The organism is Microbacterium sp. NPDC056736, from assembly GCF_042790415.1.
GTDB lineage: Bacteria > Actinomycetota > Actinomycetes > Actinomycetales > Microbacteriaceae > Microbacterium.
In genome coordinates, this window is the sequence record NZ_JBHTZE010000002.1 from 516,177 (window position 1) to 541,883 (window position 25,707).

Here is a 25,707-nt window from a genome sequence, read left to right on the forward strand (position 1 = left end):
GGACGCGGCGGGCTGAAGGTCTGGGTTCGGAAATTCCGTGGCCGTGATGTCGGGGCGACAGGATTTGAACCTGCGGCCTCCCGCTCCCAAAGCGGGCGCTCTACCAAGCTGAGCTACGCCCCGGGCGGGTGCGCACGCGTGCGCGCGCCGTTCGGCCCCGAGAAGTCTAGCCGACCGAGCCGGTCGGTTCCTGCGCAGCCCTCACATCCGCTCGACCCACTGCGCCCGCCAGTCGGGGGCAGGGAAGGGCTTCGTCCAGTACGCGGTCTCCTTCGCGATGCGGCCGTCGCGCATCTCGAACACGAACACCGTCTGGTACGGATCGCCGTCGCCGTAGTCCAGATCGGCCTGCAGCACCCACAGGTCGCCGTCGCCCACCAGCCGTCGCGGCGAGATCGCCGGAAGCCGCGGGAACGACCCGTAGACCGCACGCCGGTTGTCCGCCCCGACGATCCGCTCCCCCGACTGCGGCCACTCCATGACGGCATCGTCGTGGAACAGATCGTCCATGCCGGCGACCACGCCCGCGTTCAACGTCGCGACGAGATCCTCGACCACCTGCCTGCCCGTGCGCTCCATCGCGGCGTCCTCTCTCGGCCGCGCATCTGGATCGACTCGGAACGGGATGGCCGTCGCGATGTATTACGATTGGTCGGTGCCCGTCAGCGGGCGCACGGGGATGTAGCTCAATGGTAGAGCCTCAGTCTTCCAAACTGATGGTGCGGGTTCGATTCCCGTCATCCCCTCCGATGCCCCGAGCGGTCGGCCGACAGCCTGCCGTGCTCGGGGCTTCTGCATTCACGCGATCTGCGCTATCGCGGGCGTCCCGCCCAGGGGCAGACTGGCATGAGCACCGTTCCCCGCTCAGGAGGCGCGATGGGCAACCGCAGGCCGACGCCACAGTCGCCGCAGGCGCGCAAGCTCCCCCGCCGGCCCGCGTCGACGCTCGCCGAGCGGTGGACGCGGATCGACGACGTCGACGTGTTCTATCGCGAGTCGCCGCATGCACCGCCGGATGCCCGGGTGATGGCGCACATCCACGGCTTCGGTCTCTCGGGGCGCTACCTCCTCCCGACGGCGGAGCGGCTCGCGGACGAGTTCCACACGTACGTCCCCGACCTTCCGGGGTTCGGGCGCAGCGGCAAGCGGCGGGACATGCTCGACATCCCCGATCTCGCGCGCGCCGCCGTCGACTTCCTCGATGATCGCGGCGTCGAGAAGGCCACGCTGGTCGGCAACTCGATGGGCTGCCCCGTGATCATCGAGTGTGCGCACCGCTACCCCGAGCGTGTCGACCGCGCGGTGCTGGTGTCCCCCGCCGGCGGACTGTTCAATCAGCCGCTGCGCCGCGCCATCCGGCAGCTGTCGGCCGACGCGCCGCGCGAGCCGACCCGAATGGCGCGGGTCGCCGTGCCGGACTACGTGCGCTTCGGCGTGCCCAGCACGATGCGCATGTTCCGCGCGCTCACGCAGTACCCGTCGCTCGAGCGCCTGCTCGAGCTCCGCATCCCGACGCTGGTCGTGCTCGGTCAGCGCGACCCGCTGCTGCCCCACGCGCATCGCATCGACGAGATCGCGAGCCAGACCGACAGTCACGTCCTCATCGTGCTGCTGGAGGGGGCGGCGCACGCGATCAACTTCAGCCACCCCGGCCAGCTCGCCCACGTGATCCGCCTCTTCATGGACGACCTCCCGATCGAGAACGACCCGGAATGGCCGGGACACGTGCGGCTGTACGAGGTGCACCGCGGCACGCACCATCCGCCGGCGAAGAGCTGAGCCGTCGCCTCGACCCGTCAGCCGACGGGGGTCGCGTCGCGATGCTCCTCCACGTGGGCGAGATAATGCTCGGCGTTGCGCAGCAGTCCGGCGCGCTCCTCGGCCGTGAGCGCGCGGCGCACCTTCGCCGGCACGCCGGCCACGAGCGAGCCGTCGGGGATCTCGGAGCCCTCCAGCACGACGGCGCCGCCGGCGACGAGGCATCCGTCGCCGATCCTCGCGCCGTTGAGGACGACGGCGCCCATGCCGATCAGCGAGCCGTCGCCGATGGTGCAGCCGTGGACGACGGCGTTGTGGCCGACCGAGACGTTCTCGCCGATCACGACGGGCCTGCCGGCGTCGACGTGGACCGACACGTTGTCCTGCAGATTGCTGTTGCGCCCGACCGTGATGGTGTCGCCGTCGGCGCGGAGGACCGCGTTGTACCAGACGCTCGCGCCCTCGGCGAGGGTGACTCCCCCGACGACGCGTGCACCGGCGGCGACGAAGGCGGTGGGGTGCAGGTCGGGCGTCCTGCCCGCGGCAGAGAGGACTGATGCTCCGGGTGCGACCGTCATGATCCGACCCTATTGGCCAGTGCCGTCTGGATGGCCTCGGTGTACCAGGGCGCGAGGGTGTCGGCGAAGGTCACCGTGAGGTGATCCTGGTCGCGGTAGACGTTCGCACCGCCGACGACCGGTGCACAGGTGTCCGACGCGCAGAAGACGTCGGTGAAGTCGAGCAGCGTGACCGCGTCGAGGCCGGATGCCGCGTCGCGGAGCGGATCGTCGGCCACCAGCACGTCCGATCGGGCGGCGTCGCACTCGGACGTGTCGCGGGTGCGCAGGCACTTGTTCGGATCCGTCTCCCACACCGGGTTGTCGACGACGGTGATGACGGGGATGCCGCGCTCCGTCACGGTGCTCCACGCGTCGCGGTAGCCCGCGACGGCCGCGTCGTGGGCCGAGTCGAAGCCGGCCGGCGAATACGGGGTCGTCGCGATGGCCGCGGTGAAGACGGCATCGAGCTCGGCGTCGTCGATCGCCGCCTGCACCCGCTCGCGCCACTCCGTGCACGCCGCACCGAAGGCGCCGGGGGTCGAAAGCGGGGTCGCATTCCACGGGCACGCGCCCTTGAACCACGTCACGAGCTGCCAGCCGTTGTCCTGCGCCATGCGCTGGAAGGTCGAGAGCAGCTGGTAGGCGTGGCTGTCGCCGATGAGGGCGACGCGCGGCGCGTCCGGATCGTCGGAGCCGAACGTGCACGACACCGGGCGCGAGTCGGTGAGCTGCACGAAGCACTGCTCGTCGGCCGGCCGGTCGATGCCCGCGAAGCCGGGTGCCGGCAGGATCGTGTCGCCGAACGCGGCGTCCGCGCACGAGGGATCGAGGACGGATGCCGCACCGAAGCACTCCGGCGGATTCTGCTGCAGCTCGGCGATGTCGCGCGTGCCCCGTTCGTACAGCGGTGCGTTCGCGAACCACGCGGTGCCCGCGACCAGGGCGACGACGACCATGCCGGCCAGCGACGACCACAGCGTCACCCGCGCCGGACGCCGCGTGAGCACCTTCCAGCCGCGGACCGGATCCTCGACGAACCGCTTCGTGAGCCACGCGAGCACGAAGCACAGCACCAGCAGCGACACGCGGTGGTAGATCGTCAGTCCCCAGAACGGCACCGACGGCGCGATGACGATGAGCGGCCAGTGCCACAGGTACAGCGAGTACGAGATGTCGCCGACGAACTGAGCGGGACGGATCGAGAGGATCCTCGTCGGATACCACCAGCGGTCGGTGTTGGACGCGGCGATGACGGCCGCAGCGCCGAGCGTGGGAACAGCGGCCATATAGCCGGGGAAGGGCGTCTGCCCGTCGAATGTGAAGGTCGCGTAGAGGAGCGCGGCGATGCCCGCCCAGCCCAGCAGGAAGCTCCCGACGGCGTGGCGCACGCGCAGCAGCGGGACGAGGGCGATGAGCGCGCCGACGCCGAACTGCCACATGCGGCCGAACGTCACGAAGTAGGCAGGTGCGGGGTCGGTGATCGTGAAGACGACGCAGAACACGAACGAGACGGCCGTCACGAGCCCGAGCGCCACGATGATCGCCCGCCGACGCGCGCCGCGGAACCACTTCACCGCGACCCAGGCGGCCAGCAGCATGATGAGCGGCCACATCACGTAGAACTGCTCTTCCAGCGACAGCGACCAGTAGTGCTGGACCGTCGTCGGCTCGCCGCCGTGGTTGAGATAGTCGGCGGAGTTGAGCGCCAGGTACCAGTTCTCGACGTAGAACGTCGACGCCAGGATCTCTCGCACCTCGTTCGGCAGCGCCGACGTGGGCATGAGGTACGGCGACATCACCACGACGGCGCAGAACAGCAGCACCAGGAGCGATGCGGGGAGCAGGCGTCTTGCGCGGCGGGCCCAGAACTGGCCGAGACGGACGGTGCCGGTCGCCGTGAGCTCCCGCATCAAGTGGGACGTGATGAGGAAGCCCGAGATGACGAAGAAGATGTCGACGCCGATGTAGCCGCCGGTGACACGGCCGGGCCAGAAGTGGTAGAGCACGACGCAGAGCACGGCGATCGCGCGAAGACCCTGCACGTGCGGCAGGAAGCGCGACGGCTCCGCGTGCTCCGGGGAGCGGTCGCGCGGCTCGCGCGTCACGGTCTTGGCGGGATCGCCCAGATGCTGCGGTCCGAGGTCGTGATCGGCGGAAGGCACGAATCGACGTTAGCCGCTGTGGTCGCCGCACCCGAACCGACGGGCCCGGAGGCAGCTGTTTAGCCCAGCCTTCACTTGCTTGCGGAATGACTCCCGCTGAGTACCGTTGCAGTCATTGGAGGCCGATCGCCCAGCTGAGCGACCCTCCGAACGATGGAGGCCAGACATGTCGAACACCCAGACCACCCCCGCCACCGCTGCAAACCCCGACGTCGCCGCCGCGACCGCGCAGTTCCTCGCTCCCGTCGTACTGGGGCTGCAGGCGCTCGCCGTCAACGGCAAGCAGGCGCACTGGAATGTGCGCGGCGCGAACTTCATCGCGATCCACGAGCTGCTCGACTCCGTGGTCGCCCACGCGCAGGACGGCGCCGACCAGGCCGCCGAGCGGATCGTCGCCCTGGGGCTGCCGATCGACGCGCGGGTCGCCACGGTGGCGCAGAAGACCGCCAGCGCGGTGCCGGCGGGCTTCACGCAGTGGGAGGCGCTCATCCGCAACGTCATCACCGACATGGATGCCGTCATCGCCGACGTCCAGGCGGCGATCGACGGCCTGGACGAGTTCGACCTCACGAGCCAGGACATCGCGATCGGCATCAAGGAGTCGCTCGAGAAGGACCGCTGGTTCCTCTTCGCGCACCTCGCCGAGTGACGCCGGACCTGTGACGAGAGCCCTCGGGGATTCCCGGGGGCTCTCGTCGTCAGGGGCTCTGCAGGAACGCGAGGACGGCGAGCACCCGCCGGTGCTCGGTGCCCGATTCCTCCAGGCCGAGCTTGGCGAAGATCGCGCTGATGTTCTTCTCGACAGCGCCCACCCCGATGAACAGACGCTCGGCGATGCTCCCGTTGCTGCGTCCCTCGGCCATCAGCGTCAGCACGTCCCGCTCCCGCGGCGTGAGGCTCGAGAGCGGGTCGGGACGCGCGGACAGCAGAGCCTGCACGACGACCGGATCGAGCACGGTGCCCCGCTCCCGCACGCGCCGCACGGCGTCGGTGAACTCCTCGAGCGAGGTCACCCGGTCTTTGAGCAGGTAGCCGACGCCCCCTTCGCCGCCGGCCAGCAGCTCGCGGGCGTACACCGCCTCGACGTATTGGCTGAGCACCAGGATGCCGACACCGGGAAGCGCCGCCCGCACGTCGAGCGCAGCCCGGATGCCCTCATCGCGGAACCCCGGCGGCAGGCGCACGTCGAGGATCGCGACATCCGCCTGCGCGTCGCGCACGCGCGCCACCACATCCTGCGCGTCGCCCCATGCCCCGGCGGTGAGGTAGCCGGCCTCGTCGAAGAGTCTCACCAGGCCCTCGCGCAGGAGGAGCGAGTCCTCGAACAGCACGACGCGGAGCGGGCCGGAGGCGCCCGTCGCCTCAGAGGCCGAAGCGGTCACGGCGTGCCCGCCAGGGGGACGTGGGCGCCGACCGATGTCGGCCCGCCGATCGGGCTGCGAACGTCCAGCACGCCCCGCAGGCCCGCGACGCGCTCACGAAGACCTTCCAGGCCGTGGCCCGGCGTGACCACTGCGCCCCCGCGCCCGTTGTCGACCACCCAGACGTCCAGGTGCGTCGCAGCACCGCCCGCCGCGCGCCGCAGCGACGCCTGCAGGGTCGCGGCGGTGGCGCCGGAGTGCTTGACGGCGTTCGTCATCAGCTCGGCCACCACGAAGTAGACGCCTCGTGCCGTCTCCTGGCTCACCGCCCGGTCGATGGCGGGGTCGACGTCGACCTGGACGGCCAGCGGCGAACCCGCGGCGAGGGCGTCGAGCGCCGCGGCGAGTCCGCGATCCTGCAGCAGCGGCGGGGCGACGCCGCTGGACAGGGCGCGCAGTTCGTCCAGTGCCGCCTGCGCGTGCCCCCGTGCCTCGCGCGCGAGGTCGGCTGCGGCATCCGCGTCTCCCGCCTCGGCGCGGCGCTCGAGGGCCGCGAGATCCATCTGCAGTCGGACGAGGCGCTGTTGCGGCCCGTCGTGGATGTCGCGCTCGAGGCGGCGCAGCCCGAGATCCTCGGCGTGCACCGCGGCGCCTCGCGCAGCCGCTTCGGCGCGGACCTCCGCGGCGAGATCGTCGGAGTCCCAGCGGCCGAGCATGCCCGCGGCCACGGCGTGGTGCCCGCGGGCCAGGCCTCCCAGCACCCACGGCATCGTGGCCGTGAACACGATGCCGGCGATGAGATACAGCGTCACCTCCAGGACCCAGCTCGACCAGCCGCCGAACAGCCCCGGCAGGTAGTCGGCGACGTACTGCCCCCACTGGGCCGACCGGTCGTCGCGCGGCAGGAACAGCCCCCAGAACCAGTACGTGAGGCCGCCGAGCCCCACGCTGAGCCACACGGTGGTCAGCGCGAACGACACGATGCTGATGATCGGGCTGACGACCATGCCGTGCACGAGGTACACCCAGTAGTGCGCGTTGCGGAGCGGACGTGTGAGCGTCATCCAGAAACCGGTCGCATCGGTCCTGTCGCGGTTCCATTCGGGCTCTGCGATCGCGGGCAGACCCGTGAGGCGGAGCAGGAAGCGGTCGGCGACGCCGAAGCCGCGCGCGATGAGAAGGGTGAGCACGGCGAGCGGCAGTCCGACGACGAGGATCAGGAGGCCGACGCTCGTCGAGAAGAGCACCGCGAGGATGCTGAGCGAGAGCATGGCGAGGACGAAGACCACGAGCAGGTACAGCGCGCTGCCCGGCGTCCGCGCCCACGCGCGGCCGTAGGACGCCCAGAAGCCGCTGCCGACCGCCGTCGCGGCCGGCGGCTGCAACGGCGCGGATTCAGTGATCGTGGTGCTCATGGGCGTCTCCCTCGGAAGTCATGATCCCAGCCTCCCGGCGCGGCCGGCGCTGCGGCATCCGACATCCACCCGAAGACGTACGGGGGAAGACCCCCGATGAGTGCTCGCGTTACGCGATGTGCGTGAGGCGCCCGCCGACCGCCGTCGCGGCGACCCGCATGCCGCGCAGCTGCGCCTCGTCGGCCGTCAGCGGGTCGCGCTCGCAGATCGCGAGGTCCGCGACGTCGCCCGGGGCGATGCGGGCGGGTTCGGCGGATCCGCCGCGGGTCGAGGCACCGAGCGCCGTCGCGGCGTCGATCCGCTGCTGCGGCTGCCATGGGTCCCGACCGTCGCGCGTCCGGAAGACCGCCGCCGCCATCGCCGCCCAGGGGTCGAGCGGCGACACCGGGGCATCCGATCCGAACAGCAGGTTCGCTCCCGATTCGTGCAGCGCCCGCAGCGGATAGGGCTGCGCGGTCTGGCCGGCCCACAGGGTGTCGGTGAGATCGCGGTCGTCGAGGGCGTGAACGGGCTGGACGCTGGCGCCGACGCCCAGGCGGGCGAAGCGCGGGAGGTCGGCGTGCGCGACCAGCTGCGCGTGCTCGACCGTGCCCCAGGCGCCGGTCGCCGCGAATGCGTCCAGGGCGCGCGCGTTCGCGACGTCGCCGATCGCGTGGATGGCGGAGGCGATGCCGGCGGCGGTGGCGCGGCTCATCAGATCGACCAGCGTCGCGAGGTCGACGGTGAGGAGACCGTGATCGTGCGGATCGCCCGGATAGGCGTGGGAGCACGCGGCCGTCCGGGTGCCGAGGGATCCGTCGGTGATCACCTTGAGAGGACCCACGCGGACCAGATCGGATGCCGCGCCCCGCGCGGCATCGCCGGTCCGCAGCCCCTCGGCGACGGCCCGGTCGAGGAACTCCGGGTAGATGCCGAACGCGACGCGCAGCGCGTCGAACCCACCGGCGAGGCGACGCACCCACGCGTCCTCGTTCCACGCCATGTCGAGGTCGACGAGCCCGACGACGCCGCGCGCGGCGGCATCCTGCGCCATCCGCGCGACGAGAGGATCGGACACCGACGCGTCGACGGCGTTGAGGCGCCGCGAGATCTCGAATGCGGGCTCCTCGCGCAGGATGCCGACGCCGTCCGGCTCGAAGCCTTCACGGCGCAGCGCGGCGGAGTTGAGCCATACGCTGTGCACGTCGGCGTTGACGAGGTAGGTCGGCACGTCGCCGGTCGCGGCGTCGAGCACGGCCAGATCCGGGGCGTCCGGCCAGAACGCGTCGCGGAAGCCGCCGCCCACCCGGCGTCCGTCCGGGAGGACGTCTGCGGCGCTCATGAGCGAGGCAGCCTCGGCGGCGGATGCCGCGTCGCCGAGAGCAGCGCGCTGCGCCGACAGGGCCCACTGCACCGTGTGGACGTGGTGGTCCCACAGCCCCGGGACGACGAACCCACCGTCGGCGTCGAGCACCAGGCCGCGGCGGGGCAGGGCGCCGGCGGGGGCGATGTCGGCCACCACGCCGTCGGCGAGGTGGACGTCGACGGGCTCGTCGCCGAACGGATCGGTGCGGTCGGCGCCGGTGAGCCGGGCATTCGCGATGACGTGGGGAACGTCGCCGCGGCCCGCCGTCACCGCGCGGCCTTACGGGTCTCGAGGTCGCGGCGCATCTCGCCCGGCAGCCGCGGGTCGGTATAGGGGCCGCCACCGGCTTCGAGCTGCGTGATGATGTTCTCGACGATCTCGTCGGGGCGGTTCTGGCTCAGCTTGCGCTTGCCGACGACCCGCGTGGGCGTGAGCCGGAATCCGACGGTGCCCCGCTCGAGACGGCGCACGTAGTCGGGGTCGTTCGGCGGCGCCCACATCATCCGAGGCTGCGGCATCCCGCTCTCGAATCGCGCGACGAGCCGCTCGAGCACCTGGAGGTTCTCCTCCGCGGTGAGCAGCTCCGGGATGCCGCTCAGATGCGCCGAGACGAAGTTCCAGGTCGGGACGCTCGGGGTGTCGCCGTACCACCCGGGCGAGACGTAGCCGTGAGGCCCCTGGACCACCACGAGCAGCTCACGGTCCCCGAGACCGTGGACGAGATCGTCCGGCTTGCCCACGTGACCGACGACCGTGAGGTCGTCCCGCCCGGCATCGAGCAGGACCGCGTAGTGGGAGGCGACGAGGCCCCCGTCGGCGGCGCTCACGATCGTGACCCACGGGTTGTGCTCGATGAGCCGGCGGATCTCGCCCACATCCGTCATCGCGAAGCTCGGGTTCTGACGCATGGCTCCAGCCTATGGGCGCGCTCGCGGCGCGACGCCCGACGCCGCGGCGGTCAGCGCTGGCAGGACGGGCACCAGTAGAGCTTGCGGCCGGCGGCCTCCTCGACCACGATCGCCGTGCCGCAGACGCGGCACGGCAGACCCGCGCGGTGGTACACCCAGTGGCGGTCGTCGCGGCTGGCCATCGCCCTGCGATAGGCGTGCTCGTCGAGGTCGTCCATCGTCATCATCTGACCGGTCTCCACGCCGATCGCGAGCAGCTGCACCCAGTCCTGCCAGATGGCGCGCACGATCTCCTCCGGCACGTCGCGGCCCGGTGTGTGCGGGTTCTGACGCGCACGGAAGAGCAGCTCGGCGCGATAGACGTTGCCGATCCCGCTCACGACGCCCTGATCCATCAGGAGCAGCCCGATCGCGGTCGGCTTGCGACGCACGACCGAGGTGAACCGCTCCTCCCCCTCGGCGACGTCGTCCACCAGCGGGTCGGGCCCGAGCTTGGCGATCGTGGCGGCGACCTCGTCGGGTGTCTGCAGCTCGCAGGCGGTGGGGCCGCGAAGGTCGGCGCAGGTGACGTCGGTCAGCAGGCGGAGCCGCACCTGCCCCACGACGGGCGGCGGCCAGCTGTCGCCTTCGTCGGCCAGCCCGGTGGTCTGCTCCGACATGCGCACGTGCACGCGGGTGCGGCGGGGCGCTCCGATCGACGTCAGCGAGTTCTCGCCCGCGGCGTCGAGGATCGCCTCGCCGACGTCGGTGCCGCGCTGGTTGGTCTGCCCCATGCGGCCGTTCGCGGAGGCGATGGTCGGGTCGACGAGGATCTCGCCCGCGAAGTCCCACGCGCCGTACATGCCCAGATGCACGCGAAGCCACAGGTCGTCGTCGAACTCGAGGAACATCTGCTTGCCGACGGCCCGCACCGAGGTCGCCGTGCGGCCGTCGAGGACTGCGGCCCCCTCGACGAAGCGACCCTGCGGGCTGGAGGCCTGCACGGGCCGGCCGACGACGTTGCGATCGAACTGACGAGCGATGCGGTGGACGGAATGGCCCTCGGGCATCGGGTCAGCCGGCTTCGGGGTCGAACGAGCTGTCGTCGGCGGCCAGGACGTCGGGCTGTCCGGGTGCGGTGGCGCGCGGATCCGGCTCGAGCGCGCCGTCCTGCTCGTAGGCCGCGAGCTGGGCGATCCGCCGCGCGTGGCGCTCCTCGCCCGAGAACGGGGTCGCGATGAATCGGTCGATGAACGACGCCGCCTCGGCGAAGGTGTGCTGGCGGGCGCCGATCGCGATGACATTGGCGTCGTTGTGCTCACGAGCGAGTTCGGCCGTCGCGACGCTCCACACGAGGGCGGCGCGCACCCCCACGACCTTGTTGGCGGCGATCTGCTCGCCGTTGCCGGACCCGCCGAACACGACGCCGAGGGACTCGATCCCGTCTGCCTGGTCGCGCACGACCGCCTGGGCGGCGCGGATGCAGAACGCGGGGTAGTCGTCGAGCGGGTCGTACTCGATGGGGCCGTGGTCGACGACCTCGTGACCGGCGGCGGCGAGGTGGTGCTGGAGCTGCGTCGAGAACTCGAGGCCGGCGTGGTCGGTCGCGATGTGGATGCGCATGGGCTCCATCCTAGAGAGCCACGCGAGGAGGGAAGACGCGCCTCAGGGGGCGATGCCCGCCGCGGCGGGCTTGAAGCCGGCCCGGACGTTCTCGCAGCACGCGGGCCGGCACACGTCGAACCACGGGCCGAGGTCGGTGCGGTGCGCGCGGGCGGTCGCGGGGGTCCCCTGGAGCCGCTCCTCCACGAGGTCGATCAGCCCCGACACGAAGACGGGGTCCACTCCCGGAGTCGGCGTGCGCACGGCGCGGATGCCCGCCTCGGCGGCGGCCTCCATCGCCTCGGTGTCGAGGTCCCAGAGCACCTCCATGTGGTCGCTCATGAAGCCCAGCGGCACGATCGCCACGGCCTCGATGCCCGCCGCGGGCAGACCGGAGATCACGTCGTTGACGTCGGGCTCGAGCCACGGCTGCGTGGGCGGGCCGGAGCGCGACTGGTACACCAGCTCCCACCCGATGCGCTCGGCGCCCGGCACTTCGGCGGCGACCGCCGCCATGACGACCTCGGCCACCGCCAGGTGCTGGGCGGCGTAGGCGCCGCCCTCCCCCAGGTCGCGGTGCCGCTCGTCTCCCGCGCGGGGGCCGGAGCGCTCGGCATCCGCCGTCGGGATGCTGTGGGTCGAGAACAGCACGCGGACCGTCTCCGGCGCGTGGCCGTCGGAGAGGAAGGCGGCGACCGCGTCGCGCACGCCGTCGATGAACGGCTGCACGAAGCCGGGGTGGTCGAAGAACTGACGCACCTTGTCGATCGTGACCGTGTCCGCCAGCTGGGTCTCGGTCAGCACGCGCGCGAAGTCCTCGCGGTACTGCCGGCAGCTCGAGAACGAGGAATAGGCGCTGGTGGCGAGCCCGAGGAGGCGCGTGTGACCGGCGGCCGCGGCATCCGTCACCGCCTCGGCCAGATAGGGCGACCAGTTGCGATTGCCCCAGTACACCGGAAGGTCGATGCCGCGGCGGGCGAGCTCCGCCTCGAGCGCCGCCTTGAGCGCGCGGTTCTGCGCGTTGATCGGGCTCACCCCGCCGAAATGGCGGTAGTGGTGCGCGACCTCCTCGAGGCGCTCGTCGGGGATGCCGCGCCCCCGTGTGACATTGCGCAGGAACGGGATGACGTCGTCCTGGCCCTCGGGGCCGCCGAACCCCGCAAGGAGAAGGGCGTCGTACGCGACCGGCTGCTCCACCCACGGGGCGCCCGGCGCAGCGGCGGGAGAGGCGAACGGGACCACGTGCTGCTCGGAGGACGTCACCCGTCCATCCTGACACCGCGGGCGCGGCCCTCGGCGCGATATGATGAATTCATCATGCCGCTAACACGTCAGCAGCGTCCGCTCTACGAGGTCAAGGCGGGCCTGTTCAAAGGCCTGTCCCATCCGCTGCGCATCCGCATCCTCGAGATCCTGTCCGCCGCCGACGAGGTGGGGGTCGCCGAGCTCCAGACCGAGACCGGGCTGGAGCCGTCGCACCTCTCGCAGCACCTCGCCGTGCTGCGACGCCACCGTCTGGTGAACTCCGAGCGCCGCGCGAGCCGCGTGTACTACCGGCTCGCCGACGACAAGGTGGCCGAGCTGCTCGCGGTCGCCCGTGCGCTCCTCCTGGACGTGCTGGCGTCCGAGCGCGACCTCCTCGCCGACGCCGGCTCGCTTCCGACCCTCCCCGCCCGATGAGCGGGGCGGATGCCGCGACGCCGGCGCGCCCACGCCGGCGGGCGGGTGCCGTCCTCCGGGCGCTCCTGCCGTCCGCCGCGGACTACCGCGGGCTGAGGCGGAGCTGGCGCGCGGACCTCGTCGCGGGGGTCACCGTCGGCATCGTGGCGCTGCCGCTGGCACTCGGGTTCGGGGTGAGCGCGGGCCTGACGGCGGAGGCCGGCCTCGTGACGGCCATCGTGGCGGGCGTCCTGGCCGCGGTGTTCGGCGGCTCGAACGTGCAGGTCTCGGGGCCGACCGGAGCCATGGTGGTCGTGCTCGTGCCGATCGTGGCCGCACACGGACCGGCGGCCGTGGCCGCCGTCAGCGTGATGGCGGGCGTCCTGGTCCTCCTCGCCGGCGTGCTGCGGCTCGGGCGCGCGGTGTCGTTCATCCCGTGGCCGGTCATCGAGGGGTTCACCCTGGGCATCGCGGTGATCATCTTCCTGCAGCAGGTGCCGCTCCTCGTCTCGGCCGCGCCGGCAGGGGCGGGCGAGCACAGTGCCAACGCGGTCGCCGCCGCCGTCGAGGCGGTCGCCGCGGCGGACTGGGCGTACGTCCCGTGGGCGCTCGGCGCGGCCGGCCTGGTGATCACGTGCATGATCGCCGCTCCCCGCGTGCACCCCGCCATCCCCGGCTCGCTCGTCGGCATCGTGATCGTCACGGTCCTCACCGTGCTGCTGCCGACACCGCTCGCCGCCATCGGCGCTCTCCCCGCATCGCTTCCCGCCCCGGCGCTGCCCTCCCTCGACCCCGCAGTGCTCGGCGACCTCGTGGCCCCCGCCGTGACAGTGGCCGCCCTCGCGGCGATCGAATCCCTGCTCTCGGCCCGCGTGGCCGCCTCCCTCGCCGACACCGGCGCCTACGACCCGGACCGGGAGCTCGTGGGCCAGGGCATCGCCTCGCTGGGGTCGGGCCTGTTCGGGGGCATGCCCGCCACCGGTGCGATCGCCCGCACGGCCGTCAACGTGCGCTCGGGCGGCCGCACACGGCTGGCCTCGCTCGTGCACGCCGTCGTGCTCCTGGGCGTGGTCCTCGTCGCGGCGGGACCGGTCGGCGCGATCCCGCTCGCCGCCCTCGCGGGCGTGCTCATGCTGACGGCGGTGCGCATGGTGCACGCGGGGACGGTGCGTGCGATCCTGCGCTCGACGCGCTCCGACGCGCTCGCCTTCGGGATCACCGCGCTCGTGACGGTGTCGTTCGACCTCATCGTCGCCGTCGCGATCGGCGTGGTGTGCGCGGGCGTCTTCGCGCTGCGCTCCCTGTCCCGCTCGGCGTCGGCGCACCGGGAGCCGCCGCCGGGCGAGCCGATGCCGGAGGACGAGCACATCGCCGTGGTGCGGCTGGACGGACCGCTCTTCTTCGCCACGGCGGACCGCGTCTCGGCGGCGATCACGGGCCTCAGCGGGATATCCGTCGTGATCCTGCGGATGTCCAGACTCGAGCTGGTCGATGCGACGGGTGCGCGCGTGCTGACCGAGATCGTGCAGACGCTCGAGCGCCGCGGCGTCACCGTGCTGATCAAGGGCGTGCAGCCCGGCCACGAGGAACTGTTCCGCACCGTGGGCGTGCTGGCCTCGCTCCGCCACCAGAACCACCTGTTCACGCAGCTCGAACCCGCGCTGGAGCACGCGCGCAGCCACGTGCGACGGCGATCGGGCGCGCACACCGCGTAGGCTGGACCGGTTGTCGCCGGCGCCAGCAGCGCTGGCGGCGTCCGCCGGACCGTGTGTCCGCACAACGGGCCCAAGACATCATCCGTCATCCTCACCCACGGGAGCCGAAGCAGTGCCTGGAGAGAACCTCACCCGCATCGAGGCGCAGGAGCGCCGCGCGATCGTCGACACGCAGTCGTACGAGGTCGTGCTGGACCTCACGAAGGGCGCGGAGGTCTTCGGATCGCGCACCGTCGTGCGCTTCACCGCGACACCCGGCGCCTCGACGTTCATCGACCTGATCGCCCGCGAGGTGCGCGAGATCACCCTCAACGGCCGCGCGCTCGATCCTGCGACGGCGTTCGCCGACTCGCGCATCGCCCTGGGAGACCTGGCCGCCGACAACGAGCTCGTCATCGACGCCGACTGCCTCTACACCAACACCGGCGAGGGCCTGCACCGATTCGTCGACCCCGTGGACGGCGAGGTGTACCTGTACTCGCAGTTCGAGGTGCCGGACTCGCGCCGCGTGTTCGCGGTGTTCGAGCAGCCCGACCTCAAGGCGACGTTCCAGTTCACGGTCACCGCGCCCGAGCCGTGGAAGGTCGTGTCGAACTCCCCCACCCCCGAGCCCAAGAAGCACGGCGACGGCAGCGCGACCTGGCGCTTCGAGCCCACGCCGCGCATCTCCTCCTACATCACCGCCCTGATCGCCGGTCCGTACGAGGCCACGTTCTCGGAGCTGACGAGCGCCTCCGGCCGCGTCATCCCGCTCGGCGTCTACGGTCGCAAGAGCCTGTGGCAGCACCTCGACGCGGACTACATCTTCGACAAGACGCGCCAGGGTTTCGCCTACTTCGAGGCGAAGTTCGACTACGCGTACCCGTTCGCGAAGTACGACCAGCTCTTCGTGCCGGAGTTCAACGCGGGCGCGATGGAGAACGCCGGTGCGGTCACGTTCACCGAGACGTACGTCTTCCGCTCGAAGGTGACGGATGCCGTCAAGGAGCGTCGCGTCGTCACGATCCTGCACGAGCTCGCGCACATGTGGTTCGGCGACCTGGTCACGATGAAGTGGTGGAACGACCTCTGGCTCAACGAGTCGTTCGCCGAGTGGGCCTCGACCATCGCCACCGCCGAGGCCACCGAGTGGACCGAGGCGTGGACCACCTTCAACGCGATGGAGAAGACCTGGGCGTACCGCCAGGATCAGCTCCCCTCCACGCACCCCGTGGTCGCGCAGATCAACGACCTCGAGGACGTGCAGGTCAACTTCGACGGCATCACCTACGCCAAGGGCGGCTCCGTGCTCAAGCAGCTGGCCGCCTGGGTGGGCATCGAGGCGTTCTTCGCCGGCGTGGCCGCCTACTTCAAGAAGCACGAGTGGTCGAACACCGAGCTGTCGGACCTCCTCGCCGAGCTCGAGGTCACGAGCGGGCGCGAGCTGTCGACGTGGTCCAAGAAGTGGCTCGAGACGGCGGGCGTCAACACGCTCGCACCCGAGATCGTGACGGATGCCGATGGCACGATCACGCGCTTCGCCATCGTGCAGACCGCCCCGGCCGACTACCCGACCATCCGTCCCCACCGCCTCGGCGTCGGCTACTACGACCTCCAGGGCGACGCGCTGGTGCGCGTGCACCACGTCGAGCTGGACGTCGACGGTGACCTCACCGAGGTGCCGGAGCTCAAGGGCACCATGCGTCCCGCGCTCGTGCTGCTCAACGATGAAGACCTCGCCTACGCGAAGATCCGCCTCGACGCCCAGTCGCTGCAGACCGCGATCGACCACCTCGGCAAGATCAGCGACCCGCTCGCCCGCTCGCTGGTGTGGGGCGCCGCGTGGGACCAGACCCGCGACGCCGAGGCATCCGCCTCCGACTACGTCGACCTGGTGCTGCGCAACATCGGCGCCGAGACGGAGTCGACCACCGTGCGCACGACACTCGCCCAGCTGCTGCTCGCGGCCAACGCGTACGTCGCGCCCGAGAAGCGCGAGGCGACGCGCGCCAAGGTGGCCGACGCCCTGTGGGAGCTCGCACAGCGTGCCGAGGCGGGCAGCGACAGCCAGCTGCAGTTCGTCACCGCGTTCGCGTCCGGGGCGGCCACGCCGAGTCAGTGGGACACGGTGCGCCGGCTGCGTGACGGCGAGGCGGCCCTCGACGGCCTCGAGATCGACACGGACCTGTCGTGGCAGCTGCTCGTGTCGCTCGCGGCCGGAGGCATCGCGACCGAGGCCGACATCGAGGCCGCGCTGGCCGCCGACAACACCGCGAAGGGCGGCGAGTTCGCCGCGCAGGCCAAGGCGGCGCTGCCGACCGCAGCGGCCAAGGCCGCGGCGTGGTCGTCGCTGGTGGAGAGCGACGACCTCCCCAACACCATCGTCCGATCGGCGGCCCTCGGCTTCGTGCACCCGGCGAGCCGCGATCTCCTCGGCGAGTTCGTACCGCAGTACTTCGAGGCGCTCCTGCCGATCTGGGACTCGCGCACGTATCAGATCGCGCAGTACCTCATCGTGGGGCTGTACCCGGCGCCCCTCGCGGACGTGGCTCTGCGCGACGCGACGCGCGCATGGCTCGAGGCGAACACCGACGCCGCACCGGCGCTGCGTCGCCTCGTCGCCGAGAACCTCGCCGGCGTCGAGCGCGCGCTGTCGGTCCAGGACCGCGACGCCCAGTAGTTCCCGATCGGATGCCTCGGCCCCGCTCTCAGGCAGGGCCGAGGCATCCGTCGTTAGGATCGTCACGATGATCAGCGCCCCCCACGCCGCCGGCACCGGCGAGACCCCCGCCCCCGAAAGCCCCGGCATCACCGACGCCGCATTCTGGACGGGCATCGGTGACTTCTTCGTGGCCGCCGGCTGGAACGTGCTGTCGATCGCGCTCATCATCCTCGGCGCCTTCATCCTCGGCTGGATCCTCAAGTTCGTGATCCGCCGCGTCGTGAACCGGATCGTGAACGGGGCGAAGTCCAAGGCCAACGTCGACGACACGCAGGCGCTCGAACGCTCCCCGCTCGCGTCGGTGCGGCTGGTGCAGCGCACCCGCACGCTGGGCTCGATCCTGCAGAACGTGGTCAACGTCACCATCGTCGTGATCGCGATCCTGCTGGTCATCAACGTCGTCGCGCCGACGGCCCTCGGGTCGCTGACGCTGCTGACCGCCGCCGTGGGCGCAGGCCTCGGGTTCGGTGCGCAGAACATCGTCAAGGACGTGCTCAACGGCATCTTCATCGTCGCCGAGGATCAGGTGGGCATCGGCGACGTCGTCGACCTGGGCCTGGCCACCGGGATCGTGGAGTACGTGAGCGTCCGGGTGACGCACGTCCGGGACGTCAACGGCACGCTCTGGTACGTGCGCAACGGCGAGATCACCCGCATCGGCAACCTCTCCCAGGGGTGGTCGCGGGTCATCATCGACCTCTCGGTCGCCGTCGACTCCGACATCGCCGAGGTCGAGCAGGCCCTGCTCGACACGGCCAAGGGGCTGGCGAAGGACCCGAAGTGGCGCACGCGCATCCTCGAGCAGCCCGAGGTATGGGGTCTGGAGTCGATCTCGGGCGACGCACTGGTGATCCGGCTCGTGATGAAGACGCGGGCCAACGCGAAGGACGACGTCGCGCGTGAGCTGCGCATGCGACTCAAGCACACCATCGATGAGATGGGCATCAGCCTTCCCGCGCTGACCGCCGTCATGCCGACGGGCATCGAGGGCGCGCAGCGGGTGCGCGGCGCCAACCCGCCGAAGACCAAGCCGACCCCGGTCCCCCCTGCGGCCGAGAGACCGGTGTGGAAGCCCAAGCGCACCCCCAAGAAGAACCCGCAGCCCGGCGAGGCCGAGGACGGCAGCGCCCCCGGAGGAACGTCATGACCGACGAACCCGTCAGCCCCGCTCCCGCCGAGCCCTCGGCCGTCCCGCTGAGCTTCTACGACGAGATCGGCGGGCACGAGGCGTTCGTCCGCCTGGTGGACGCCTTCTACCGAGGGGTCGCCGACGACGAGGTGCTGCGCCCGATGTACCCCGAGGAGGACCTCGGGCCCGCCAAGGAGCGGCTGACGCTCTTCCTGGAGCAGTACTGGGGCGGCCCGACGACGTACAGTGCCCAGCGCGGGCATCCGCGGCTGCGGATGCGGCATGCCGCGTTCCACGTCGATCCCGATGCGCGCGACCGCTGGCTCGCCCACATGCGGGTGGCCGTCGACGAGCTCGACCTGCCGCCGCTGCACGAGGCGACGCTGTGGGACTACCTGCAGCGGGCGGCGCACGCGATGGTGAACACCTTCCAGCCATCGGGCATCGGACCGGCCGCGGGTGCGCGGGCGGCGACATCGCTTCCCGTCACGGCCGCTCCCCCGGCGGACCCCGACCCGTCCCGCTGACCCAGGCCACCGCCGACGAAGGAGTCGACATGCCCACTGCCAGCCACCGCACCGACGTCCTCGTGATCGGGTGGGGCCTCGCCGGCCTCGTGGCCGCGGCCGAGGCCGCGTCCGCGGGCAAACGCGTGACGATCGTCGACCAGGAGCCGCGGTCGAACCTCGGCGGGCAGGCGTGGTGGTCGTTCGGGGGGCTGTTCTTCATCGACTCGCCGGAGCAGCGCCGGCTCGGCATCCGCGACTCGATCGAGCTGGCCCGCCAGGACTGGCTCGGCACCGCCGGCTTCGACCGCGACGAGGACCTGTGGCCGCGCCGCTGGGCCGATGCGTACCTCGACTTCGCCCACGGCGAGAAGCGCGCCTGGCTGCGCGAGAAGGGCGTGGGGTTCTTCCCCATCGTCGGATGGGCCGAGCGCGGCGGCTACACCGCGATGGGCCCCGGCAACTCCGTGCCGCGCTTCCACGTCACGTGGGGAACCGGCCCGGGGCTCGTCGCCCCGTTCCAGGCGGAGGTGGAGGCCGCAGAGACGGACGGCAGGGTCACGATCCTCCCCCGTCACCGCGTCGTCTCGCTCACCGTCGAGGACGGCGTCGTCACGGGTGCGACGGGCGACGTCCTGGCGCCCTCCGGCGCCGCCCGCGGGGTCGCGAGCTCCCGCGACGTGGTGGACTCCTTCGCCGTCACGGCGGGCGCGACGATCGTCGCCTCGGGCGGCATCGGCGGCAACCACGACCTCGTGCGCCGGTGGTGGCCCGAGCGCCTGGGTGCCGCGCCACAGACGATGGTGACCGGCGTCCCGGCGTACGTCGACGGCTCGATGCAGCCCATCGCGTCGGCCGCCGGCGCCCGGCTCATCAACGGCGACCGCATGTGGCACTACGTGGAGGGCATCCAGAACTGGGACCCGGTGTGGCCGGGTCACGGCATCCGGATCCTCCCCGGCCCCTCGTCGCTGTGGCTGGATGCGACCGGCTCGCGTCTGCCCGTGCCCCTGTTCCCCGGCTTCGACACGCTCGGCACCCTCTCGCACCTGCGCGCGACGGGGTACGACCATTCGTGGTTCGTGCTGTCCCAGCGGATCATCGAGAAGGAGTTCACCCTCTCGGGCAGCGAGCAGAACCCCGACCTCACCGGCAAAGACCTCCGGCTGCTGGCCTCGTCGCGACTGGGCAAGGGGGCGTCCGGACCCGTGCAGGCCTTCATGGACCGGGGCGCGGACTTCGTGGTCCGCGACGACCTGGACGACCTCATCGCCGGCATGCGCGCCCTCCCCGGCGGCGAGGTGCTCGACGGCGATCGCGTGCGGCTCGAGGTCGAGGCACGCGACCGCGAGGTCGAGAACGACTTCACCAAGGATGCGCAGATCGCCATGCTGCGGTCGGCGCGCGCCTTCCGCGGCGACCGGCTCATCCGCACCGCGGCTCCGCACCGCATCCTGGATCCGAAGTCCGGTCCGCTCATCGCGGTGAAGCTGCATGTGCTGACGCGCAAATCGCTCGGCGGCATCGAGACCGATCTGTCGTCGCGGGCCCTCGGAGCCGGCGGCGAGCCGGTGCCCGGACTGTTCGCCGCGGGCGAGGCCAGCGGCTTCGGCGGCGGCGGCGTCCACGGCTATCGCGCGCTGGAGGGCACTTTCGTCGGCGGATGCCTCTTCTCCGGGCGCATCGCGGGGCGTGCGGCAGCGGCGGCGGTCTGAACGGCTTCCCGGCGCCGGTGATCGGCCGCGTCCGGTCAGCTCGACGCCGAGCCGGTTCTGCGCACGGCCGTGAGGCCGGTGGCCACCGGGCCGCGAACCAGCACGTGACCCCGGGTGAGGCTCACCCGCGTCCAGGGACCGCTGGCGAACACGCGCGCCGTCTCGGCGCCGCTGATGAAGCCGAGGCTGAGGGCCGCGAAGGCCACGCCGGCGGGCAGGCCCCCGAGCTCCTCGTCGGGGGCGCCCCACACCGCGGCGCGCACCGCGCGCACGACGTCCTCGCCGGAGTCCGTGGGAACCGCATCCGAGACGCGGGCGATGCCGCCCTGCGCCGTGGCGGCGAGGGTCGACGCCTCGATCCCCGGCCGGGCGTCCCAGCCGGTCCGCGGCGGGGTGATGCCCGCCCAGGCGGGCGACAGGGCGGTCTCGGGGAGGTTCAGCGCGCGCGGGTCGTCGTCCGCCGCGGACAGAGCGGATGCCTCCACCACCAGGTCGCACACGAGCTCGGGGTCGGCGGCGAGCGTGCGCAGAGCGAGCACCGTGGGCGTCGGATCGCCGAAGCCGCGCGGAGCGAGCGCCGCCGCCGTCATGGCGAGCACGCCGCCGGATGCGGCCAGCCTCACCCCTTCGACCGTGAACCGGGCGGCGCGTCCGGCGAACGTGAGGGCGTCGGCGGCGGAGTCGGGATCGGCGAGCAGGAGGCGCGGAGACATCGCCCCTAAGCTACCAAGCGGACCTGCGGGCGGCGGACGCCTCGGGAGGGAGCAGCGTGGACCAGGACCGGAACGCCGAGGCCATGCCGGAGGCGGATCCCGTCGCCTCGATGCTGTCGGTGATCGACCTGAGCGCATCGGACGCCCGCACCACGGAGGACATCTTCACGGGCACCTCGCAGCACATGCCGCTGGGCCGGGTCTACGGCGGCCAGGTGCTGGCGCAGTCGATCGTCGCCGCGTCGAGGACGATCCCGGAGGAACGCGTCGTGCACTCCATGCACGGGTACTTCCTCAGGCCGGGCGACTCCACCGAAGGCATCACGTTCTCCGTCGATCGCATACACGACGGCCGCTCGTTCTCGACGCGCCGCACTCAGGCGTTCCAGGAGGGCGTGCCGATCTTCTCCATGATCGCCTCGTTCCAGGACGACGACCCCGGCCTGGATCACCAGGCGCCGATGCCGGACGGCGTCCCCGCGCCGGACGATCTGCCCGACGTCGAGTCGCACCTGAAGGGGCTGCATCCGATGTCCAAGCGGCTCTTCACCGATCGGCCCGTCGACCTGCGGCACATCCCCTCGCCGATCTACGCGACGGTCTCGGGTGAACGGGTGCCCCGACAGGCGGTGTGGATGCGCGTGCGACGGCCGATCCCCGACACGCCGTCGGTCCACCGTGCGGCCCTGGCCTACCTGAGCGACCTGACGATCCAGGAATCGATCCTGCGCGCCCACGGGGTGGCCTGGTCCACGCGCGGGCTCAAGGTCGCCAGCCTCGACCACGCGATGTGGTGGCACCGCTTCGGGAGGGTGGACGAGTGGATGCTGTATGTGCAGGAGTCCCCGAGCGCGCGGGGCGGGCGGGGACTGGCCACCGGGCGCATCTACTCCGCCGACGGCACGCTGATGGCCAGCGTCGCGCAGGAGATCATGGTCCGGGTGCCGGACGAGGACTCTCCGGAGGGCTGAGTCAGCGCCGGTGGGCGTAGAGGATCGGCTCGCCGAGGTACGGCTCCCAGGCTTCCCGCTCCTGCGTCGTCAGCCGCATCGGCCGTCCGCTCTCGGCATGCACCTTGACGATGACCGTCGTGGCCCGCGCGTACACTGTCTGACTCGCTTCCGCGGTCGTGAGCGGGCTGCACACCTCGTAGCACACCTCGATGCTCGAGCCGCCGAGCTTGCCGAACCACATCTGCACGTCGAGCGGATGCCGCTGATACGGCACCGGGGCGAGGTACTCGATCTCCTGCCGGGCGATGAGCGTCAGCATCCCGCTGAAGATGCTGGAATCGAGCACGGCCGTGGACGGGGCGTCCTCTCCAGGCTCGGGCACCCAGAACGCCCGCACTCGGGCCTCTTCGAGCAGTTTCAGCATCGACGTGTTGTTGACGTGGTTGAACGCGTCGAGGTCACCCCATCTCAGGTGGATGGGGATGTGCAGGCGACGGTCGCGAGCCGCGGCCGCGACCGTCGCGTCGCCGCCGTCAGTCACGGGTGAGCTTGCGGTACGCCGTGCGGTGCGGACGCGCCGCATCGGGTCCGAGCCGCTCGACCTTGTTCGCCTCGTAGGCCTCGAAGTTGCCCTCGAACCAGTACCACCGGTCGGGGTCCTCGTCGGTCCCCTCGTACGCGAGGATGTGCGTCGCGATGCGGTCGAGGAACCACCGGTCGTGCGTGATGACCACCGCGCAGCCGGGGAACTCGAGGAGCGCGTTCTCGAGCGACTGCAGGGTCTCGACGTCGAGGTCGTTCGTGGGCTCGTCGAGGAGCAGCAGGTTGCCGCCCTCCTTGAGGGTCAGCGCGAGGTTGAGGCGGTTGCGCTCGCCGCCCGAGAGCACGCCGGCCTTCTTCTGCTGATCGGGACCCTTGAAGCCGAACTTCGACACGTAGGCGCGCGAGGGGATCTCGGTCTTGCCGACCGTGATGATGTCGAGCCCGTCCGACACGACCTCCCACAGTGTCTTGTTCGGATCGATGTTCGAGCGCGACTGGTCGACGTAGCTGATCTTGACGGTCTCGCCGATCTTGAGATCTCCGCCATCGAGCGGCTCCAGGCCGACGATCGTCTTGAAGAGCGTCGTCTTGCCGACGCCGTTCGGGCCGATGACGCCGACGATGCCGTTCGGCGGCAGGCTGAACGTCAGCCCGTCGATGAGCGAGCGCCCGTCGAAGCCCTTCTGGAGCTTCTTCGCCTCGATGACGATGCTGCCCAGGCGCGGGCCCGGGGGGATCGTGATCTCCTCGAAGTCGAGCTTGCGCGTGCGGTCGGCCTCTGCCGCCATCTCCTCATAGCGGGCCAGGCGCGCCTTGGACTTGGCCTGACGACCCTTCTGGTTGGACCGCACCCAGTCGAGCTCCTCGGCGAGTCGCTTGGCGAGCTTCGCGTCCTTCTTGCCCTGGATCGCGAGACGCTCGCCCTTCTTCTCGAGGTAGGTCGAGTAGTTGCCCTCGTAGCCGATCAGGCGGCCACGGTCGACTTCGGCGATCCACTCGGCGACGTTGTCGAGGAAGTACCGGTCGTGGGTGATCGCGATCACGGCGCCGGGGTACTTCTGCAGGTGCTGCTCGAGCCACAGCACGCTCTCGGCGTCGAGGTGGTTCGTGGGCTCGTCGAGCAGCAGCAGATCGGGCTTCTGCAGCAGGAGCTTCGTGAGCGCGACGCGGCGCTTCTCACCGCCCGACAGTGGCCCGATCTCGGCGTCGCCCGGCGGGGTCCGCAGCGCGTCCATCGCCTGCTCGAGCTGGGAGTCGAGGTCCCACGCGTCCGCTGCGTCGATCTCCTCCTGCAGGGTGCCCATCTCGGCCAGCAGTGCGTCGAAGTCGGCGTCGGGGTCGGCCATCAGACCCGAGATCTCGTTGAAGCGGTCGAGCTTGGGCTTGATCGCGATGCCGTCCTGGATGTTCTCCAGCACCGTCTTCGTCTCGTCGAGCTCCGGCTCCTGCATGAGGATGCCGACCGAGTAGCCCGGAGTCAGCTTCGCCTCGCCGTTCGAGGGCTGATCCAGGCCCGCCATGATCTTGAGGATCGTCGACTTTCCGGCGCCGTTCGGGCCCACCATGCCGATCTTCGCCCCGGGCAGGAACGCCATGGTGACGTCGTCGAGGATCAGCTTGTCTCCAACGGCCTTGCGGGCGCGGACCATCGAGTAGATGTACTCAGCCATGCGGGATTCAGTTCTCCTTGGAGTCGGACGTCAGCGTCCCAGCCTACCGGCCGCCGGTGCGGCGGGCGTGTGGGCCCGCGCCGTCGCGTCCGCTCGCGGCAGGACCGCGGGACTGCCGCCGCCGTCCGCGGTGCCGGTCACCAGTCGATGGGGCGCGTGTTGCCGACGAGGCAGGTGCCCTCCGCGAGGACGGGCATGACCGTGGTCACCGGCTCGCCGGTCGCCGGACCGACCTGCCCGATGAGGCACTCCTGATCCCATCGGACGGAGAACTGGATGCTCTCGGCCGGGTCGCCCACGGTGGAGCGGTCGTGCGTCACCTGCATCGCGGACCTGTCGAACCCCGCCTGCACCAGCGCGTCGACGTAGGCGCGCCCCGCGACGCGGTCATCGGTGGCCCAGACGGCCGCCGTCACCGCGGCGAAGGCCGGCAGGTTGTCTGCGGCCGTGCCGTCCGGGACCAGCGGCGGCGCGCTCGGCTCCGAGTCCTCCGGCGCGCTCGACGCGCTGGGTGCGGCGACCGGCGAGCTCGCCGCCGGCGGCGGGGCCGTCGCGGGGGCACCCGGGGTGCAGGCGGCGAGGGAGACGGTCAGGACGGCGGCGACGGCCACCATCCCGGTCGTGCGGCGGGACGACCCCCGCAACGACGAGCGGGAGGCGAGGTGACGGCGCACGGAGAGAGTCTAAACGGCCACCGGTGGAGCCTCGGAACGGCTCAGAACGGCGGCTCCGGCTCCGCCCCGCCCTCACCGGTGTGCTCCTCGAGGAGTGCCGGCGGCTGCGGCGCTTCGGCGGAGTGCGGCGCGCCGAGTTCGTGCTCGCCCGCGTCCAGGCCGGGCGCCGCCCACGCGTCCTCGGGCCCGGCGGAGGTGCGGCTGCCGACGTGAGCCGTCGGCCGCGCGGCTTTGACGAACGTCGTGGTGCCCCAGCGCAGATCGTGCCCGATCGCCTCCGCATCGATCTCGACCGCGGTGCCCTTCGCCGACGAGGTCTCCCAGTCACGCACACGCAGCCGACCGGTGACGATCACCCTGTCGCCCTTGTGCAGTGACGTGAAGGCGTGGTCGGCGAGGTCCCGGAAGACCGACACGGTGTACCAGCTCGTCCCCGCATCCGACCACGCCGCGGCGTCGCGGTCGAATCGGCGCAGCCCTCTGGCGAGGCGGAACGTGGTGACGGCCACGCCCGCGTTCGTGCGCTTCAGCTCCGGGGTGGTGCCCACGTTGCCCGTGACGGTGATCATGTCGCCCATATCGCTCATGTCGCATCCCTTCTCTGCGTGCGAGGACTCTCCTCGGCACCGCCGGCGCCCG

General features: G+C 71.4%; 24 protein-coding genes and 2 tRNA genes. 10 read left to right on the top strand and 16 right to left on the bottom strand.

Annotated features, from left to right (window positions below):
• Nucleotides 1–49 precede the first annotated feature (49 nt).
• A tRNA-Pro gene (locus ACFRAL_RS06960) sits at nt 50–123 on the bottom strand.
• Nucleotides 124–201: 78 nt separating this feature from the next.
• On the bottom strand, nt 202–579 hold the full coding sequence (locus ACFRAL_RS06965; protein WP_336397000.1) for a nuclear transport factor 2 family protein: 378 nt from the start codon (nt 577–579) through the stop codon (nt 202–204).
• Between the two features lie 96 nt (nt 580–675).
• Between ACFRAL_RS06965 and ACFRAL_RS06970 the strand changes: the two genes are divergently transcribed.
• Nucleotides 676–746: transfer RNA gene (locus ACFRAL_RS06970), tRNA-Gly, on the top strand.
• 130 nt (nt 747–876) lie between these two features.
• Nucleotides 877–1,779: an alpha/beta fold hydrolase gene (locus tag ACFRAL_RS06975; protein ID WP_378881310.1), complete on the top strand. Its 903-nt coding sequence runs from the start codon at nt 877–879 to the stop codon at nt 1,777–1,779.
• Nucleotides 1,780–1,796: 17 nt separating this feature from the next.
• Here ACFRAL_RS06975 and ACFRAL_RS06980 read toward each other — a convergent pair whose 3' ends face one another.
• Nucleotides 1,797–2,336: a gamma carbonic anhydrase family protein gene (locus tag ACFRAL_RS06980; RefSeq protein ID WP_336396998.1), complete on the bottom strand. Its 540-nt coding sequence runs from the start codon at nt 2,334–2,336 to the stop codon at nt 1,797–1,799.
• Complete coding sequence (locus ACFRAL_RS06985; RefSeq protein ID WP_378881109.1) at nt 2,333–4,480, bottom strand: acyltransferase family protein; 2,148 nt, start codon at nt 4,478–4,480, stop codon at nt 2,333–2,335. Before ACFRAL_RS06985 ends, ACFRAL_RS06980 begins: the two co-directional genes overlap by 4 nt.
• A gap of 166 nt (nt 4,481–4,646) precedes the next feature.
• Between ACFRAL_RS06985 and ACFRAL_RS06990 the strand changes: the two genes are divergently transcribed.
• Nucleotides 4,647–5,129, top strand: coding sequence for a DNA starvation/stationary phase protection protein (locus ACFRAL_RS06990; protein ID WP_336396996.1), 483 nt, complete (start codon nt 4,647–4,649; stop codon nt 5,127–5,129).
• A 49-nt stretch (nt 5,130–5,178) separates the two neighbouring features.
• On the opposite strand, the gene ACFRAL_RS06995 is transcribed toward ACFRAL_RS06990, so the two are convergent.
• The 7 genes from ACFRAL_RS06995 to ACFRAL_RS07025 all read right to left on the bottom strand — a co-directional run bounded on the left by ACFRAL_RS06995 (nt 5,179) and on the right by ACFRAL_RS07025 (nt 12,353).
• Complete coding sequence (locus tag ACFRAL_RS06995) at nt 5,179–5,862, bottom strand: LuxR C-terminal-related transcriptional regulator (protein WP_378881113.1); 684 nt, start codon at nt 5,860–5,862, stop codon at nt 5,179–5,181.
• A complete protein-coding gene (locus ACFRAL_RS07000) occupies nt 5,859–7,256 on the bottom strand; it encodes a sensor histidine kinase (RefSeq protein ID WP_378881116.1) in 1,398 nt (465 codons plus the stop codon). Before ACFRAL_RS07000 ends, ACFRAL_RS06995 begins: the two co-directional genes overlap by 4 nt.
• A gap of 109 nt (nt 7,257–7,365) precedes the next feature.
• Nucleotides 7,366–8,871, bottom strand: a complete 1,506-nt coding sequence (locus ACFRAL_RS07005) for an amidohydrolase family protein (protein WP_378881119.1) — start codon at nt 8,869–8,871, stop codon at nt 7,366–7,368.
• Nucleotides 8,868–9,509 (bottom strand): FMN-binding negative transcriptional regulator, encoded by a 642-nt coding sequence (locus ACFRAL_RS07010; protein ID WP_378881122.1) that lies wholly within the window; start codon nt 9,507–9,509, stop codon nt 8,868–8,870. The genes ACFRAL_RS07005 and ACFRAL_RS07010 overlap by 4 nt, the downstream gene beginning before the upstream one ends.
• A gap of 50 nt (nt 9,510–9,559) precedes the next feature.
• Entirely contained in the window at nt 9,560–10,558 is a 999-nt protein-coding gene (locus ACFRAL_RS07015) for an Fpg/Nei family DNA glycosylase (protein WP_378881125.1), read from the bottom strand.
• Between the two features lie 4 nt (nt 10,559–10,562).
• Nucleotides 10,563–11,111, bottom strand: a complete 549-nt coding sequence (locus tag ACFRAL_RS07020) for a ribose-5-phosphate isomerase (protein ID WP_336396990.1) — start codon at nt 11,109–11,111, stop codon at nt 10,563–10,565.
• 42 nt (nt 11,112–11,153) lie between these two features.
• A complete protein-coding gene (locus tag ACFRAL_RS07025) occupies nt 11,154–12,353 on the bottom strand; it encodes a ferrochelatase (protein ID WP_336396989.1) in 1,200 nt (399 codons plus the stop codon).
• A gap of 54 nt (nt 12,354–12,407) precedes the next feature.
• Here ACFRAL_RS07025 and ACFRAL_RS07030 point away from each other — a divergent pair, with 54 nt between their 5' ends.
• From ACFRAL_RS07030 to ACFRAL_RS07055, 6 genes are all read left to right on the top strand, one after another.
• Nucleotides 12,408–12,770 (top strand): ArsR/SmtB family transcription factor, encoded by a 363-nt coding sequence (locus ACFRAL_RS07030; RefSeq protein WP_378881130.1) that lies wholly within the window; start codon nt 12,408–12,410, stop codon nt 12,768–12,770.
• The gene (locus tag ACFRAL_RS07035; protein ID WP_378881132.1) at nt 12,767–14,464 is read left to right on the top strand and encodes a SulP family inorganic anion transporter; all 1,698 of its coding nucleotides are present in this window, start codon (nt 12,767–12,769) and stop codon (nt 14,462–14,464) included. The genes ACFRAL_RS07030 and ACFRAL_RS07035 overlap by 4 nt, the downstream gene beginning before the upstream one ends.
• 112 nt (nt 14,465–14,576) lie before the next feature.
• Nucleotides 14,577–17,123: an aminopeptidase N gene (gene pepN / locus ACFRAL_RS07040; RefSeq protein WP_378881134.1), complete on the top strand. Its 2,547-nt coding sequence runs from the start codon at nt 14,577–14,579 to the stop codon at nt 17,121–17,123.
• 67 nt (nt 17,124–17,190) lie between these two features.
• Nucleotides 17,191–18,312 (top strand): mechanosensitive ion channel family protein, encoded by a 1,122-nt coding sequence (locus ACFRAL_RS07045; protein ID WP_378881137.1) that lies wholly within the window; start codon nt 17,191–17,193, stop codon nt 18,310–18,312.
• The gene (locus ACFRAL_RS07050; protein WP_378881140.1) at nt 18,309–18,821 is read left to right on the top strand and encodes a globin; all 513 of its coding nucleotides are present in this window, start codon (nt 18,309–18,311) and stop codon (nt 18,819–18,821) included. Before ACFRAL_RS07045 ends, ACFRAL_RS07050 begins: the two co-directional genes overlap by 4 nt.
• A 29-nt stretch (nt 18,822–18,850) precedes the next feature.
• Nucleotides 18,851–20,515, top strand: coding sequence for an FAD-binding dehydrogenase (locus ACFRAL_RS07055; RefSeq protein WP_378881143.1), 1,665 nt, complete (start codon nt 18,851–18,853; stop codon nt 20,513–20,515).
• A 35-nt stretch (nt 20,516–20,550) separates the two neighbouring features.
• On the opposite strand, the gene ACFRAL_RS07060 is transcribed toward ACFRAL_RS07055, so the two are convergent.
• A complete protein-coding gene (locus ACFRAL_RS07060; RefSeq protein ID WP_336396982.1) occupies nt 20,551–21,228 on the bottom strand; it encodes a hypothetical protein in 678 nt (225 codons plus the stop codon).
• Nucleotides 21,229–21,311: 83 nt separating this feature from the next.
• Between ACFRAL_RS07060 and ACFRAL_RS07065 the strand changes: the two genes are divergently transcribed.
• The gene (locus ACFRAL_RS07065) at nt 21,312–22,199 is read left to right on the top strand and encodes an acyl-CoA thioesterase II (protein WP_336397135.1); all 888 of its coding nucleotides are present in this window, start codon (nt 21,312–21,314) and stop codon (nt 22,197–22,199) included.
• 1 nt (nt 22,200) lies between these two features.
• On the opposite strand, the gene ACFRAL_RS07070 is transcribed toward ACFRAL_RS07065, so the two are convergent.
• The 4 genes from ACFRAL_RS07070 to ssb form a co-directional block, all read right to left on the bottom strand.
• A complete protein-coding gene (locus ACFRAL_RS07070) occupies nt 22,201–22,722 on the bottom strand; it encodes an acyl-CoA thioesterase (protein ID WP_378881146.1) in 522 nt (173 codons plus the stop codon).
• Nucleotides 22,715–24,394 (bottom strand): energy-dependent translational throttle protein EttA, encoded by a 1,680-nt coding sequence (gene ettA, locus ACFRAL_RS07075; RefSeq protein WP_336396980.1) that lies wholly within the window; start codon nt 24,392–24,394, stop codon nt 22,715–22,717. The genes ACFRAL_RS07070 and ettA overlap by 8 nt, the downstream gene beginning before the upstream one ends.
• A gap of 137 nt (nt 24,395–24,531) precedes the next feature.
• Nucleotides 24,532–25,068 carry a DUF6993 domain-containing protein gene (locus tag ACFRAL_RS07080; protein ID WP_378881148.1) on the bottom strand — a complete coding sequence of 179 codons (537 nt, stop codon included), beginning with the start codon at nt 25,066–25,068 and terminating at the stop codon, nt 24,532–24,534.
• A gap of 41 nt (nt 25,069–25,109) precedes the next feature.
• Nucleotides 25,110–25,655 carry a single-stranded DNA-binding protein gene (gene ssb, locus ACFRAL_RS07085; protein WP_378881149.1) on the bottom strand — a complete coding sequence of 182 codons (546 nt, stop codon included), beginning with the start codon at nt 25,653–25,655 and terminating at the stop codon, nt 25,110–25,112.
• Nucleotides 25,656–25,707: the final 52 nt, after the last annotated feature.